Here is a 15552-nt window from a genome sequence, read left to right on the forward strand (position 1 = left end):
TGCGCGCGCCACCTCCCCTTGCAGGGGAGGATTGATGGCCCCCCTACCCCGCGACCCCCAGTTCCTTCAGCATGAACGCCTGCCACTCGGCATTCTGGCGATAGCGTTCGAACCGGCCCGATTTCCCGCCATGCCCCGCCTCCATGTTCACCCGGAACAGCAACGGGTTCGCGTCGGTTTTCTTCTCGCGCAACCGGGCGACCCATTTCGCGGGCTCGTAATATTGCACCTGGCTGTCCCACAGCCCGGTGCCGACGAACAGCGCCGGATATGCCTTCGCCGCGACCTGATCGTACGGCGAATAGCTCAGCATATAATCGTAGTACTGCTTGTTCGCCGGGTTGCCCCATTCGTCATATTCGCCGGTCGTCAACGGGATCGACGCGTCGAGCATCGTCGTCACCACGTCGACGAACGGCACTTGCGCGACGATAACCTTGTAATCGGCCGGGGCCATGTTCGCGACGCCGCCCATCAGCAACCCGCCCGCGCTGCCGCCCAAAGCCGCGACACGGCCCTTTGCGGCATATTTCTGCGCCACCAGATAGCGTGTCACGTCGATGAAGTCGGTGAAGCTGTTCTTCTTGTTCAGCAGATGCCCGTCGTCATACCAGCGCCGTCCCATCTCCTGCCCGCCGCGGATATGCGCGATGGCATAGACCATGCCGCGATCGAGCAACTCGATCCGGCCCGGATCGACCGCAGGATCGGTCGAATTGCCATAGCTGCCGTACGCATATTGCAGCATCGGAGCGGTCCCGTCGCGCTTCACGCCCTTCGCATAGACGATCGACACCGGCACCTTCGTCCCGTCGCGTGCGGGCGCCCAGACGCGTTCGGTGACGTATTTCGCAGGATCGTAGCCCGGCACCGGCCGCACCTTCAGCACGCGCCGCTCGCCGGTCTGCGCGTTTACCTCATAGGTGGTGGTTGGCGTGACCAGCGAGCCGTAGGTGTAGCGCACCCACGGCGTCCCCGGCTCCTCGTTCACGTCGATTCCCATCGCAAAGGCGGGTTCGTCAGCCTTGACCGGCACGCTCTTCCCCGCATCGGTCGGCAGGCGGAGCATCTTGTTGCCGCCTTCGCGCTGTTCGATCGCGACGAAGCCGTCGAACGGCTTGAAGCTTTCGATGAATACGCTCTCGCTGGTCGGGACGAGATCGCGCCACGCAGCCCCCTTCGCCATATCGGCATCGGCGATCGTCGTGATCTTGTAGTTCGGCGCGCCCTTATTGGTGCGCATCAGCCAGCGCCCCTGATTGTGCTCGGTCGAATACAGCACGTCGCGGACGCGCGGGGCGATGACGGTGAAGTTCGCCGGCGCAGCGGCGGGGGCGCAGCGCTGTTCGGCGCTGACCGTGCTCTGCACGCCGATGCAGACGAACCGGTCATCGGCGGTGCGCCCGATCCCCATGTAGAAGGTGTCGTCCTTCTCCTCATAGACCAGACGGTCCGCGCTGGCAGGCGTGCCGAGCACATGCGCCTTCACCCGCGCGCCGCGCAGCGTGACCGGGTCTTTCTCGATATAGAATACGGTCTTGTTGTCGCCCGACCAGATCAGGTTGGGTTCGACGTTGGTGACCGTGTCGGCCAGCACCGCGCCGGTCGCCAGATCCTTTACCTTCAGCACATATTGGCGACGGCCGACGGTATCTTCCGCCCACGCGACCAGTTTGTTGTCGGGGCTGACCGCCCAGTCACTCAGTGCGAAGAAGGCGTGCCCCTTGGCCATCACGGGCTGATCGAACATCACCGCCGCGGCGGCGGTCTTCTCGCCCTTGCGGCGCTGGATCACCGGATATTGCGCGCCGGTGGCGAAGGTCGTTTCGTACCAATATCCGTTCTTGCGATACGGGACCGACGAATCGTCCTGTTTGATATGGCCGATCGTCTCGTCATAGAGTTTGGTCTGGAGCGGTTTCAGGCTGCTAAGCTGCGCGTCGGCATAGGCATTCTCGGCATTTAGATACGCCAGCATCTCGGGGTTCTTGCGCGTGTCGTCACGCAGCCAGTAATAATCGTCCTCGCGCGCGCCGTTCGGGGATTTGACCATGAACGGCTTTTTCGCCGCCCGTGGCGGTTGCTGGGTGGTCTGCGCGCTCACGCTCGTCGCCACGACCAGCGCGGCTCCGGCCAGCATTATCCACTTCGTCATGCCCTACCCCATTCGATTCGTTTCTGAAGCGAACGCTAGTGGTTGGCAGGATCGACGCAAGCTATCCGCGCTTGCGCACCTGCCGGTACGTGCCGAGCACCCGGACCCATTTGGAATGGAAGCCCAATTCCTCCATCGCGCGGTCGAACGGTTCGTCGCCGGGCTTTCCCTCCACATCCGAATAGAATTCGGTCGCGGCGAAGCTGCCGCCGTGCTGGTAGCTTTCCAGTTTCGTCATGTTGACGCCGTTCGTCGCGAAGCCGCCCATCGCCTTGTACAGCGCGGCGGGGACGTTGCGCACTTCGAAGATGAACGTCGTCATCCACGGCCCCTCCCCTGTCGCTGGCCTTCCGCCGCGCGCCAGCGTGACGAAGCGCGTGGTATTGTGCTCGGCATCCGCAATGTCGGTCGCCAGCAGGTTCAGGCCATAGATCGCCGCCGCGCCGGGCGGGGCCAGCGCCGCGCGCGCCGGATCGCCCAGTTCCGCCACCACCGCCGCCGCGCCCGCGGTGTCGGGATAGGCGACCGGCTGGATGTCGTGCGCCTTCAGCCAGTGGCGGCACTGCCCCAGCGCCTGCGGATGGCTCATCGCCTCACGCACGTTGTCGCGCGTCCCAGTTCCCATCAGCGCATGACGGATGCTCAGGAAATGCTCGCCGGTGATGACCAGCCCCGATTCGGGCAGCAGGAAATGGATGTCGGCAACCCGGCCGTGGAGCGAATTTTCGATCGGGATGATCGCGCAATCCGCCCGCCCGTCCTTCACCGCGTCGATCGCATCGGCGAAATCGAAGCACGGCAGCGGCAGCGCATCGGGAAACGCCTCGGTCACCGCAACATGGCTGTTCGCCCCCGGCGCGCCCTGAAAAGCGACCGTGCGCTCGGGTGCCGCGGCGGCGGCGGCGGTCATGCGGGCGACGATCGGGCGGGCGGGCGCAGCGAAATTGTCCATCCCGATCGTCGTTAAGCCACGCAACCTTCCGGCTTCAAGCGCGCTTGCCGATACGGACACGCTTTTCTATGGGGCGTGCGACTTACCTTCTGGGGCGATTGCACGACATGGATGATCGGAACAACACGATTGCGGGCTGGGTGCTGGGCGCGGGCATCGTCGCGCTGGGCGGCGCGATCGTGAGCGGCATGGTCTTCCATTCGGGCGAGGTCGAGAAATTCGGCTATCCGGTCGAAGCGGCGGCGGAGGCCGGCGGCGGCGCGGCGGCCGAAGTGCCGATCGCCAGCCTGCTCGGCACCGCCGACGCGGCGAAGGGCGCGGAAGTGTTCAAGAAATGCGCCGCCTGCCACACGATCAACCAGGGCGGCGCGAACGGCGTCGGCCCAAACCTGTACGGCACCATGGGTGAGGCGATCGGCGCGGGCAAGGGCGGCTACGCGTTCACCGACGCGCTGAAGGGCGTCGGCGGCAATTGGGACTTCGACAAGATGAACGCGTGGCTGACGTCGCCGCGCAAGTTCGCGAACGGCACGAAGATGACCTTCGCAGGACTGTCGAACCCGCAGGATCGCGCCAACGTGATCGTATACCTGAACGCGCAAGGCTCAAACCTGCCGCTCCCCGCGGCTCCGGCAGCGGGCGCCGCCCCTGCCGACAATGCCGCGGCCCCCGCCGAAGGCGGCAACGCTGCGGACGCGGTCGCGAATGCGACCGGCGCGGAAACGGGCGACCTGGCCAACACCGGCACCCCCGCCACCGGCGCGCCTTCGGTCGATCCGGCCGCGGCGAAGCAGACGGGGAAGTAAAAAATCCTCCCCTGCAAGGGGAGGTGGCAGGCCGCAGGCCTGACGGAGGGGGTGACACCCTCTCGATGGCTCGACACCCCTCCGGCGCTGCGCGCCACCTCCCCTTGCAGGGGAGGATCTAGCGGACCTCACTCCGGCGGCGTCGGTTCCTGTTCCTGCCGCTTGCGGTAGAAATCCTGCACCACCGCCCAGCCCTCGGCCGCGCTCTCAACATAGGTGAAGATGCCCAGGTCGCGTTCGCTGACCACACCTTCCTCGACCAGCGCGTCGAAGTTCACGACCTTTTCCCAGAATTCGCGCCCGAACAGCAGCACCGGGATCGGCTTCACCTTGCCGGTCTGGATCAACGTCAGCAGTTCGAACAATTCGTCGAACGTCCCGAACCCGCCCGGGAACGCCGCTAGCGCCCGCGCGCGCAGCAGGAAGTGCATCTTACGCAGCGCAAAGTAATGGAACTGCATCGACAGCGCCGGCGTCACGTAAGGATTCGGGGCCTGCTCATGCGGCAGGACGATGTTCAGCCCGATCGATTCGGCGTGGACGTCCGACGCACCGCGATTCGCCGCCTCCATGATCGACGGCCCGCCGCCCGAACACACGACGAAATGCCGCTTGCCCGCCTCATCGCGCGGAAAGTTCGACACCAGCCGCCCGAGTTCGCGCGCCATGTCGTAATATTTGGACTTCGCGACCAGCCGCTCGGCGATGCGGCGGCCCTGCTCGTCGGTCGCCATGTCGAGCATCGCCTGCGCCTTCGACGGCTCGGGAATGCGCGCGGAGCCGTACATCACGAAGGTCGACCCGATATGCGCCTCGTCCAGCAGCAATTCGGTCTTCAGCAATTCCAGCTGGAAACGCACGGGACGCAGATCCTCGCGCAGCAGGAAATCCATGTCCTGGAACGCCAGCTTGTACGCCGGGCTCTCGGTCTGCGGGGTGGAGATGCCGGCGTCTGCGGTGGCGGCATCCTGGCGAGCGCGCGGAAACACCCGCGACGGTACTTTGGTATCGGTCATTAGCCCGCGATTAGCGGCAAAAGCTCGCGCGGTCATCCTCAAGGTGGAAGTGATCGCGGTGCGCCGCGTTGTAATCCGGACTCAGGACGGTTCCGAACCGCTTGCACGCCGACGCATGAACCGCGCGCCAGAATTCCTGCACAGCAGGGTCGGCCGAACGATAATCGCGCAGCACGCTGATCCGCCGCCCGTCCTGCAACACCACCGCGCCGACGTCGACCGCATTGGCGATCGCGTGGCCCGAACGCCGGTTGCCGTTGCGCGTGCCGACGACGTTGCGGCACGCGTAGCTCCCCATCCCCTCGACCCGCGCCAGTTCGCTGCCGAGGATCTGATACGCCGCCGGGGCCAGCGCATTGCGCACCCACGTCGTGAACGCCCGCGCCTGTCCGCAACGCAGCGCCGTGATCCCGGTGACGGGCACCCCGATCTCGACCAGCTGCACCGCCCCGACCAGCCCACAGCCGTTCCCGAAATCCTTGTCAGGCAACACCCGGTACGCGACCCCGATCTGACGCAAATCGGCCAGGCATTGCGCGGTCTCGCGGATGCTCGGGCCGGCGAGCGGCTTCGCGGGAGGGGGCTTTGCGGGCGGCTCGGACCGCCCGCAGGCAGCGAGAAGCAGCGACACGCCTCCCACCAGAATACGCAACGACACACTACCCCCGTTCGTGCTGAGCCTGTCGAAGCACCGTTCTTCTTGTTGCCGACGTTCGGGAAAGTGGAAAGCAGCCCTTCGACAGGCTCAGGGCGAACGGAGTCGGGCGCGCGATGAACCGAATATCGCCAGTTGCCACCCCGCCCCCCCGTCGCTAGGGCCGTCGACGGGCCACGCGGTCCCAACGCCGCGCGTGCTCTCTGTAAGGAGAGACTGACATGACTGATTCGACCCTGGCCGACGCCACCCGTGCGTCCGCCGCGAAGCCGGCCACCAAACCGGCCCGCCCCTTCTTCTCCTCCGGCCCCTGCGCCAAGCCGCCCGGCTGGACCGCAGTGAACCTGGCGACCGAATCGCTCGGCCGCTCGCACCGTTCGAAGATCGGCAAGCAACGCCTGCAATATTGCATCGACCTGATGCGCGAATTGCTGAAACTCCCCGATACGCACCGCATCGGAATCGTCCCCGGCAGCGACACCGGCGCGTTCGAGATGGCGATGTGGACGATGCTTGGCGCGCGCCCGGTCACCGCGCTCGCCTGGGAAAGCTTCGGCGAAGGCTGGGTGACCGACGCGGTCAAGCAACTCAAGATCGATCCGACCGTGATCCGCGCCGACTATGGTCAGCTTCCCGACCTGAACGCGGTCGACTGGTCGAACGACGTGCTGTTCACTTGGAATGGCACCACCAGCGGCGTGCGCGTGCCGGACGGCGACTGGATCGCCGACGACCGCGAAGGGCTGTCGTTCGCCGACGCGACCAGCGGCGTGTTCGCCTATGATCTGCCCTGGGACAAGATCGACGTCGCCACGTTCAGCTGGCAGAAGGTGCTGGGCGGCGAAGGCGCGCACGGCGTGCTGATCCTCGGCCCGCGCGCAGTCGAGCGGCTGGAAACCTACACCCCCGTCTGGCCGCTGCCGAAGGTCTTCCGCCTCGTGTCGAAGGGCAAGCTGACCGAGGGCGTGTTCAAGGGCGAGACGATCAACACCCCCTCGATGCTCGCGGTCGAGGATGCGATCTGGAGCCTCGAATGGGCGAAATCGCTCGGCGCGGGCGGCCTGATCGCGCGGAGTGACGCCAACGCGGCGGCGCTCGACAAAATCGTCGAAGAACGCGACTGGCTTCATCATTTGGCGGCCGACGCAGCCATCCGCTCGAAGACGAGCGTCTGCCTCATTGTCCATTTGGCCGATGAGGCAATTATAAAAAAAATGGCGGCGCTGTTGGAAGCAGAAGGTGCGGCGTACGACATCGCGGGTTACCGCGACGCGCCAGCCGGACTGCGAATCTGGTGCGGCGCGACGGTCGACACCGCTGATATTGTCGCGCTCGGTCCTTGGCTCGACTGGGCTTACGCAACGGTGATGGCCGCTGAGCAGGAAGCCCAGCACCGCTCTTAATCGTCGTTCCCGCGAAAGCGGGAACCCATCTCCCGACCGTACCGCAAGCCGCTCCCGCAGGAGCTGGATCCCGGCTTTCGCGGGGACGACGGTCAAGGCAAGGATACAACCAATGCCCAAAGTCCTCATTTCCGATAAAATGGACCCCAAAGCCGCGCAGATCTTCCGCGAACGCGGGGTCGAGGTCGACGAGATCACCGGCAAGACCCCCGATGAACTCGCCGCGATGATCGGCGACTATGACGGCCTCGCGATCCGCAGCTCGACCAAGGTGACGAAGGCGATCCTCGACGCCGCGACCAATCTGAAGGTCGTCGGCCGCGCCGGGATCGGGGTCGACAACGTCGACATCCCCGCCGCCAGCGCGAAGGGTGTGGTCGTGATGAACACGCCGTTCGGCAACAGCATCACCACCGCCGAACATGCCATTGCGCTGATGTTCGCGCTCGCCCGCCAATTGCCCGAGGCCGATGTGTCGACGCAGGCCGGCAAGTGGGAAAAGAACCGCTTCATGGGCGTCGAGCTGACCAGCAAGACGCTGGGGCTGATCGGCGCGGGCAACATCGGCTCGATCGTCGCTGATCGGGCGCGCGGCCTGAAGATGAAGGTGATCGCGTTCGATCCGTTTCTGTCGCCCGAACGCGCGCTGGAATTGGGGATCGAGAAGGTCGAGCTGGACGACCTCCTCGCCCGCGCCGACTTCATCACGCTCCACACGCCGCTGACCGACCAGACGCGCAACATCCTGTCGGCCGAGGCGCTCGCCAAGACGAAGAAGGGCGTGCGCATCATAAACTGCGCGCGCGGCGGGCTGATCGACGAGGCCGCACTGAAGGCCGGGCTCGATTCGGGCCATATCGGCGGCGCGGCGCTGGACGTGTTCGTTGAGGAACCCGCCAAGGCCTCGCCATTGTTCGGCACGCCGAACTTCGTCTCCACCCCGCACCTCGGCGCATCCACGACCGAGGCGCAGGTCAACGTCGCGATCCAGGTCGCCGAACAGATGGCCGATTTCCTCGTCTCGGGCGGGGTCACCAACGCGCTCAACATGCCGAGCCTGTCGGCCGAGGAAGCGCCTCGGCTGAAGCCGTACATGGCGCTGGCCGAAAAGCTCGGCAGCCTGGTCGGACAGCTGACGCACGGCGCGATCGGGCGCATCTCGATTCACAGCGAAGGCGCGGCGGCCGAGCTGAACCAGAAGCCGATGGTGTCCGCGGTGCTCGCCGGTTTCCTGCGCACGCAGACCGACACCGTGAACATGGTCAACGCCCCCGTCCTGGCGCGCGAACGCGGGATCGAGGTGCGCGAGGTCCGCACCGAGCGCGAGGGCGATTACCACACTTTGCTCCGCGTGTCGGTGAGGACCGACGCGGGCGAACGCTCGGTCGCTGGCACCCTGTTCGGCGAGGCCGCCCCGCGGCTGGTCGAACTGTTCGGGATCAAGGTCGAGGCCGATCTCGTCGGGCACATGCTGTATGTCGTCAACGAAGACGCGCCAGGCTTCATCGGGCGATTGGGCACCGCGCTGGGCGAATCGAACGTCAACATCGGCACGTTCCACCTCGGCCGCCGTCAGGCGGGTGGCGAAGCGGTGCTGCTGCTGTCGGTCGACGATCCGGTGACCGCGGACCTGCTGGCGAAGGTGAAGGCGCTGCCCGGCGTGAAGACCGCAATGGGGCTGAGCTTCTAGCACATTCTCCCTCTCCCCTCCGGGGAGAGGGTCGGGGAGAGGGGCAGTGCCGCGAACGAACGAACTGTTACTCGCGCGTGCCAAGGCCATGCGCAGCAACCCCACTCCAGCCGAAGCGCGCCTCTGGTATCACCTGCGTGCAAGCCGATTGAACGGTTTAAAATTCGTTCACCAGGTCGTGATCGACCCGTACATTGCGGACTTCGTCGCCAGATCCGCCAAGCTGATCGTCGAGGTCGACGGGGACACGCACGCCGGAAGCGAGGCTCACGATGAGCGCCGCACGGCGTGGCTTGAAGCTCAAAGATACCGCGTCATTCGCTTCACGAATGCCGAGGTTATGGCTAACGAACCCGCGGTGCTCGCCGCGATTCTCACCGCATTGCATACTGCCCCTCTCCCCGACCCTCTCCCCGAAGGGGAGAGGGAGAGTAAAAGATCATGACCGCACTCCTCCCCGAAGGCTTCCGCGATCGCCTCCCGCCGCACGCCGACGCGGCGGCGGACGTGGAGGCGCGCATAATCGGCGCGGCGCGGAGCCACGGCTATGAGCGCGCCGATCCCCCGCTGGCCGAATTCGCCGATGCGCTCGGCACGCGGCTGAAGACCGGCGCGCTGCATGACGCGGTGCGTTTCGTCGATCCGGTGTCGCAGCGCACGCTGGCGATTCGGCCCGATCTGACCGCGCAGGTCGCACGGATCGCCGCGACGCGCATGGCGCATCACCCGCGCCCGGTGCGGCTCAGCTACGCCGGTTCGGTGCTGAAACTGCGTGCGAGCGAGTTGAACCCGCCGCGCGAACTGCGTCAGATCGGGTGCGAACTGATCGGCCTCGACTCGGTCGCCGCCGCGCGTGAGGTCGTGACGGTCGCGGTCGATGCGCTGGCGGCCGCAGGCGCGACCGGGCTGTCGATCGATTTCACCCTGCCCGATCTGGTCGACACCTTGGCCGCAGCGATGCCGGTCGACGACATCGACGCGCTGCGCGACCGGCTCGACGCCAAGGATGCGGGCGGGGTGGCACAGATTGCGCCCGAATACCTCCCGCTGATCGCCGCCGCGGGGCCGTTCGCGCAGGCGATAGAGCGGCTGCGCGCGTTTGATGCGACCGGCGCGCTCGTCTCGCGGCTCGACGGACTGGAGCAGATCGCCGAATCGCTGAACGGACGCGTCACGCTGACGCTCGACCCAACCGAACGCCACGGCTTCGAATATCAGACCTGGCTCGGTTTCTCGCTGTTCGCCCACGGCAGCACGCGTGAGGTCGGGCGTGGCGGTACCTACACGGTTATGCACGAAAGCGGCGCAGAGGAAGCCGCGACGGGCTTCTCGCTCTATCCCGACGCGCTGATCGGTGATGCGACGCCCGCGCGACGCCGCTTGTTCCTCCCGCTCGGCACCCCCGCCGACGCTGGCGCCGCGATGCGCGCGGCGGGCTGGGTCACCGTCGCCGCGCTGGAGCCGGGCGATACGCCCGAAGCACAACTCTGCACGCATCTATGGGTGGATGGCGACGCCCGCGCGCTGTAGAGCCACCGAAATATCTCTGGCTCCTCCCGCTCATCCTGAGGAGCCATTGAGCTTGTCGAAATGGCGTCTCGAAGGACGCGCCCGGTTCGTCCTTCGAGACGAGGCTTCGACAGGCTCAGCCTCTCCTCAGGATGAGCGGATAAGTGGAGTTCGAACGTGGCCAACGTAGCAGTCATCGGCGCGCAGTGGGGCGACGAGGGCAAGGGCAAGATCGTCGACTGGCTCGCCGAGCGCGCCGATGTCGTCGTGCGATTCCAGGGCGGGCACAACGCCGGCCATACGCTCGTCGTGGGCGACAAGACCTACAAATTGTCGCTGCTGCCCTCGGGCATCGTGCGCGGCACGCCGTCCGTCATCGGCAACGGCGTGGTGCTCGATCCGTGGGCGCTCAAGGCGGAGATCGAACGGCTGGGCGAACAGGGCGTCGTCGCCACGCCCGATACGCTGCGCATCGCCGACACCTGCGCCTTGATCCTCCCCTTCCACCGCGACCTCGACGCGCTGCGCGAGGATGCGAGCGGCGCGGGGAAGATCGGCACCACGCGGCGCGGGATCGGCCCGGCCTATGAGGACAAGGTCGGCCGCCGCGCGATCCGGGTGTGCGATCTGGCGCATCTCGACGATCTCGGCCCGCAGCTCGATCGCCTGACCGCACACCATGACGCGCTGCGCGCCGGGTTCGGCGAAGCGCCGATCGATCGCGACCGCCTGATCGCCGATCTACGCGAGATCGCCGATTTCGTGCTATCGTTCGCCAAACCGGTATGGCGCGACCTCAACGAGGCCCGCGCGCGCGGAAAGCGCATCCTGTTCGAAGGGGCGCAGGGCGTGCTGCTTGACGTCGATCACGGCACGTATCCGTTCGTTACGTCATCGAACACGATCTCGGGCACCGCAGCGGGCGGATCGGGGCTTGGCCCGGCGGCGGTCGGCTTCGTGCTGGGGATCGCGAAGGCGTATACGACGCGGGTCGGATCGGGGCCTTTTCCGACAGAACTGGACGATGAGGTCGGCGAAAAGCTGGGCGTGCGCGGCCACGAATTCGGCACCGTCACGGGTCGCAAGCGGCGGTGTGGCTGGATCGATACCGTGTTGCTGCGACAGTCCGCAGCAGTCGGCGGGATAACGGGGATCGCGCTGACCAAGATCGACGTGCTCGACGGGTTTGATCAGGTAAAGATCTGCACCGGCTATCGACTGCGCGGCGAGACGCTGGACTATTTCCCAGCGCACGCCGCCGACCAGGGCGCGGTCGAGCCGGTCTATGAAGTGATGGACGGCTGGTCCGAATCGACAGCAGGCGCGCGAAGCTGGGCCGACCTCCCGGCGCAGGCGATCAAGTATATCCGCCGCGTCGAGGAGCTGATCTGCTGCCCGGTCGCGCTGGTGTCGACCAGCCCCGAACGGGACGACACCATATTGGTGCGCGACCCGTTCGCGGACTGAGTGAGCGGCTTACTCGCCGGGCGGTACGGCGCCGTTGTCGGGCGTCGCGCTATTGTTCGTCATCGTATCGGGCATCGTCATATTGCTGCTCGACGTGTTGTTCTGCATCGTGTCGGAGCCGTGGTGCGGGCTGGCGACCTGTGCGAGCGCTGCGGTCGACAGGGCGAGCAACGCGACACTGGCGGTGGTGGCGATACGCATGAATAAATCCTTTCGGTATCAGTTTGGGGTTGCAGGCGACGGCGCAGTCGATGCGGTCGTGGCCGGGGCAAGGGCGCCATTCAAACCGGAGACGCGATCGGTCATGGTCGATTGCTGCACGGGACCGACGCGCGCCGCCGAATCACGCGCGTCGCGCGTGGCCCGTTCACGATCAGCGGTCGCCGCGTCCGCAATCGCGGCTCGCCGCGCATCATCCACCGCCGTCGCGCGATCAATTGCGTTCGGCGGAATGCGGCCGACCTGCGCCATCGCCGGGACAGCGGAAGTTAGCACAATGGCCGAAAGAACCAGACGCGTCAGCATGATGAACAGACGACTCATCTTACCGCAAGGTTCCGCGCGGATCGACCGCCGTGCAGACGCAGGTCGCGGATAAGGCTCGATTCGTCTCGCTGCGTACGGACTCAGCCGATCTGCGCGCGGTGCAGCAGGAACTGATCGGCCAGCACCAGCGCGACCATCGCCTCCACCACCGGCACCCCGCGGATGCCTACGCACGGGTCGTGACGGCCCTTCGTCGCGATTTCCGCGGCCTCGCCCTCGGGCGTGATCGTCTCGACCGGGGTCAGGATCGAGCTGGTCGGCTTGAACGCCACGCGCACGCGGATCGGCTGACCCGTGGCGATCCCGCCCGCGATCCCGCCGGCATGATTGGCGAGAAATTCGGGACCGCCCTGCCCCGGCCGCATCGGGTCCGCATTCTGCTCGCCCGACAGCGCGGCTGCCGCGAACCCGTCGCCGATCTCCACCCCCTTCACCGCGTTGATGGACATGCACGCCGCGGCCAGTTCGCTGTCGAGCTTGGCATAGAGCGGGGCGCCCCAGCCCGCTGGCACGCCGACGGCTTCACACGCCACGACTGCGCCGAGCGAAGACCCCGCCTTGCGCGCCGCGTCTACCTTCGCCTCCCAGCGTGCCGCCGCCGCGGCGTCCGGGCAGAAGAACGGATTGGCATCGATCTGCGCGGCGTCGAAATTGGCCGGATCGATCGCGTCCCCGCCGATCGCCTCCACCCAGCCGCGAATGCGGACCTGCGGGATCACCAGCCGCGCCACCGCCCCCGCCGCCACCCGCGCCGCGGTCTCGCGCGCCGACGAACGCCCGCCGCCGCGATAGTCGCGAAACCCGTATTTCGCGTCATAGGCGTAATCGGCATGGCCGGGACGATAGGCCTTGGCGACCTCCGAATAATCCTTCGATCGTTGGTCGACGTTTTCGATCATCAGGCTGATCGGCGTCCCCGTCGTCCGTCCCTCGAACACCCCCGACAGGATGCGCACCGCGTCGGGCTCCCGCCGCTGCGTCGTGAAGCGCGATGTGCCGGGCCGACGCTTGTCGAGCCACGGCTGGATATCGGCCTCGGAAAGGGCAATCCCCGGCGGGCACCCGTCGACCACCGCGCCCAGCGCAGGTCCATGCGATTCGCCCCACGTCGTGAATCGAAAGACGCGTCCGAAGGTGTTGAAGCTCATGCCGCCCCGCGTTCGGACGCGCGGGTCAGCTTCGGGATTTCGTCACGCTCGCGAAACCGCAACGCCGACCAATCGGCGTCCAGCGCCACCTGCGTCACCGGAAGATAACCCGCCGCTGCCAACTCTTCCCATCCCGCATCGCGCGAAATATCGCTGGCGCGCGCGCCGCTCTTCTTGGGATAGGCGAACCACAGTCGCGCGCCGCGCCGGTAAAGCAAGCGCGCCCACGCAAAGGCCTCCGCCACCGCCGCGCGATCGGGAACGAACGCGATCAGGATATCCGGCTCCGCTGTCGTTCCCGTATCGGCCAGTGTCTCAGCCAGTTCGGGCGGACAACGGTATCCGCGCAGCGTCATACCGGGCTTCCATCCCAATTTGGCGAGCGCCCCGCTCATACCAACGCGATGTCCGGCGCGTCCTCGGCCTTCATGCCGATCACGTTATACCCCGCGTCGACGTGATGCGTCTCGCCCGTCACACCGCTCGCCAGGTCGCTCAGCAGGTACAGCCCCGCGCCGCCGACATCCTCGATCGTGACGTTGCGCTTCAGCGGAGAATTCAGCTCGTTCCACTTCAGGATCAGCCGGAAATCGCCGATGCCACTGGCGGCCAGCGTCTTGATCGGCCCCGCAGAGATCGCGTTGCAGCGGATGCCCTGCCGCCCCAGATCGACCGACAGATACTGCACGCTCGTCTCCAGCGCCGCCTTCGCGACCCCCATGACGTTATAATGCGGAATGACTTTTTCGGCACCGTAGTAACTGAGCGTCAGCAACGACCCGCCTTCGTTCATCATCTTCGCCGCGCGCTGCGCCACCGCGACGAACGAATAGACGCTGATGTTCATCGTCATCAGGAAATTGTCGAGACTGGTGTCGATGTATCCGCCGCGCAGTTCGTTCTTGTCGGAAAAGCCGATCGCGTGGACGACGAAGTCGATCGTCGGCCAGTCCGCCGCCAGCGCCGCGAAGGTCGCGTCGAGCGCGCCCATGTCGGAAACGTCGCAGTCGTACAGCCGCGCGACGCCCAGTTGCTCGGCCAGCGGGCGGACGCGCTTTTCCATCATCGCGCCCTGATAGCTGAACGCGAGTTCCGCGCCCGCGTCGGACAGCTTCTTGGCGATCCCCCAGGCCAGCGACTTGTCGTTGGCGAGCCCCATGATCAGCCCACGCTTGCCTGCCATCAAACCGTTCACGCAATTGCCCTTCGACTTTACGACGCGCTCACGCCGCCTTGTTCGTCGCTTCCTCTAGCGCCGCTTCGGGCGGTTCCGCCAGTGCCGCGTTCAGATGCGCCCCGAACACCAGGCCCAATCCGATCAGATAGAAGAACAGCAGCATCACCACGACACCCGCCAGGCTGCCATAGGTCAGATCGTATCCGCCGAGTTGCGACAACACCAAGGGCAGCCCCGCGGTCATCCCCACCCACCACGCGGTGGTGAACAACGCGCCCGGCCATTTGCGGCTGTCGGTGTAGCGGTATTTCGATGGCGTCACGCTATAGAACAACAGGTACAGCGCGCCGAACATCACCAGTCCGGGAATGATCCGCGACAGGCCGATCCACCCCGCCGCGTCCTGCGCGAACGGCAGCAGGCGATAGATGAACTGCTCCGCCGCGACCAATATGCCCTGCACCAGGAACGACAGCAGCGCGAGGATGACCGACGCGACGATCGCGATGCTCAAGCCCAGCCGCGCGCGCCACAACGCCTGCGAACTGCGCGTGCCATAGGCACGACGGAAGATTTCGCGGATCGTTTCGACGAAACTGCCCACGGTCCACAGCCCGACCAGCGCGCCCAGCCAAAGCAATGATCCCGTCCGCGCCACCAGCACGTCGGCGATCGGCTTGCGCAAGATGTCGCTGACGTTGGGCGGCAGGACGTGGAGGAACGACGCGACTGCGCGCTGCGTCTCCGCGCTCTGCCCGACCAGCGACAGCACCGCCGCGGCGACGATGAAGAACGGAAACACCGTCATCAGCGCCAGATAGGCAAGGTTGCCGGCGTGGATAAACCCGTCGGTATAGACGCCCAGCGCAGCCCGCTTCAGAACCTCGAAAGCGTAGCTGCCGGGTCGCAGATGCGCGAGTTGTCGATCGAGCCGGAGCCGCGCCTGACCACGGTGGCGACCGCGATCCTCGGGGGTCAGGGTAAGCGGGGCGTCAATTACGGCCGGGGTAGTGGTCTGGGTCACGCCG

16 protein-coding genes are annotated in these 15552 nt (G+C 66.2%); 6 read left to right on the forward strand and 10 right to left on the reverse strand.

The features are described from left to right. Positions 1-43: 43 nt before the first annotated feature. Positions 44-2155 (reverse strand): S9 family peptidase, encoded by a 2112-nt coding sequence (locus M0208_RS05825; protein WP_258890784.1) that lies wholly within the window; start codon positions 2153-2155, stop codon positions 44-46. A 61-nt stretch (positions 2156-2216) separates the two neighbouring features. After that, the gene (locus M0208_RS05830; RefSeq protein ID WP_258890785.1) at positions 2217-3107 is read right to left on the reverse strand and encodes a prephenate dehydratase; all 891 of its coding nucleotides are present in this window, start codon (positions 3105-3107) and stop codon (positions 2217-2219) included. 107 nt (positions 3108-3214) lie between these two features. Here M0208_RS05830 and M0208_RS05835 point away from each other — a divergent pair, with 107 nt between their 5' ends. After that, positions 3215-3913: a cytochrome c family protein gene (locus tag M0208_RS05835; RefSeq protein ID WP_258890786.1), complete on the forward strand. Its 699-nt coding sequence runs from the start codon at positions 3215-3217 to the stop codon at positions 3911-3913. Between the two features lie 128 nt (positions 3914-4041). Here M0208_RS05835 and M0208_RS05840 read toward each other — a convergent pair whose 3' ends face one another. Both M0208_RS05840 and M0208_RS05845 read right to left on the reverse strand, forming a co-directional pair. Beyond that, complete coding sequence (locus M0208_RS05840) at positions 4042-4929, reverse strand: LOG family protein (protein ID WP_258890787.1); 888 nt, start codon at positions 4927-4929, stop codon at positions 4042-4044. A gap of 10 nt (positions 4930-4939) precedes the next feature. Further along, complete coding sequence (locus tag M0208_RS05845; protein ID WP_309546983.1) at positions 4940-5560, reverse strand: extensin family protein; 621 nt, start codon at positions 5558-5560, stop codon at positions 4940-4942. 245 nt (positions 5561-5805) lie between these two features. Between M0208_RS05845 and M0208_RS05850 the strand changes: the two genes are divergently transcribed. The 5 genes from M0208_RS05850 (at position 5806) to M0208_RS05870 (ending at position 11653) form a co-directional block, all read left to right on the forward strand. After that, entirely contained in the window at positions 5806-6987 is a 1182-nt protein-coding gene (locus tag M0208_RS05850; protein ID WP_258890788.1) for a phosphoserine transaminase, read from the forward strand. 112 nt (positions 6988-7099) lie between these two features. Then, positions 7100-8677 carry a phosphoglycerate dehydrogenase gene (gene serA / locus M0208_RS05855; protein WP_258890789.1) on the forward strand — a complete coding sequence of 526 codons (1578 nt, stop codon included), beginning with the start codon at positions 7100-7102 and terminating at the stop codon, positions 8675-8677. Between the two features lie 46 nt (positions 8678-8723). Next, complete coding sequence (locus M0208_RS05860) at positions 8724-9122, forward strand: endonuclease domain-containing protein (RefSeq protein ID WP_258890790.1); 399 nt, start codon at positions 8724-8726, stop codon at positions 9120-9122. After that, complete coding sequence (locus M0208_RS05865; protein WP_258890791.1) at positions 9119-10207, forward strand: ATP phosphoribosyltransferase regulatory subunit; 1089 nt, start codon at positions 9119-9121, stop codon at positions 10205-10207. The genes M0208_RS05860 and M0208_RS05865 overlap by 4 nt, the downstream gene beginning before the upstream one ends. 156 nt (positions 10208-10363) lie before the next feature. Next, a complete protein-coding gene (locus M0208_RS05870; protein WP_258890792.1) occupies positions 10364-11653 on the forward strand; it encodes an adenylosuccinate synthase in 1290 nt (429 codons plus the stop codon). A gap of 9 nt (positions 11654-11662) precedes the next feature. Here M0208_RS05870 and M0208_RS05875 read toward each other — a convergent pair whose 3' ends face one another. The 6 genes from M0208_RS05875 to M0208_RS05900 all read right to left on the reverse strand — a co-directional run bounded on the left by M0208_RS05875 (position 11663) and on the right by M0208_RS05900 (position 15548). Continuing rightward, complete coding sequence (locus M0208_RS05875) at positions 11663-11854, reverse strand: hypothetical protein (RefSeq protein ID WP_258890793.1); 192 nt, start codon at positions 11852-11854, stop codon at positions 11663-11665. An 18-nt stretch (positions 11855-11872) separates the two neighbouring features. Next, a complete protein-coding gene (locus M0208_RS05880; RefSeq protein ID WP_258890794.1) occupies positions 11873-12196 on the reverse strand; it encodes a hypothetical protein in 324 nt (107 codons plus the stop codon). An 83-nt stretch (positions 12197-12279) separates the two neighbouring features. Then, positions 12280-13347, reverse strand: a complete 1068-nt coding sequence (gene aroC, locus M0208_RS05885; protein WP_258890795.1) for a chorismate synthase — start codon at positions 13345-13347, stop codon at positions 12280-12282. Then, positions 13344-13742: a hypothetical protein gene (locus M0208_RS05890; RefSeq protein ID WP_258890796.1), complete on the reverse strand. Its 399-nt coding sequence runs from the start codon at positions 13740-13742 to the stop codon at positions 13344-13346. The genes aroC and M0208_RS05890 overlap by 4 nt, the downstream gene beginning before the upstream one ends. After that, positions 13739-14542, reverse strand: a complete 804-nt coding sequence (gene fabI, locus M0208_RS05895; protein ID WP_309546984.1) for an enoyl-ACP reductase FabI — start codon at positions 14540-14542, stop codon at positions 13739-13741. Before fabI ends, M0208_RS05890 begins: the two co-directional genes overlap by 4 nt. Before the next feature lie 28 nt (positions 14543-14570). Then, positions 14571-15548, reverse strand: coding sequence for a YihY/virulence factor BrkB family protein (locus M0208_RS05900; protein WP_408988081.1), 978 nt, complete (start codon positions 15546-15548; stop codon positions 14571-14573). Positions 15549-15552: the final 4 nt, after the last annotated feature.

The sequence above is a fragment of the Sphingomonas sp. SUN019 genome, from assembly GCF_024758705.1.
In the GTDB taxonomy this organism is placed as follows: domain Bacteria; phylum Pseudomonadota; class Alphaproteobacteria; order Sphingomonadales; family Sphingomonadaceae; genus Sphingomonas.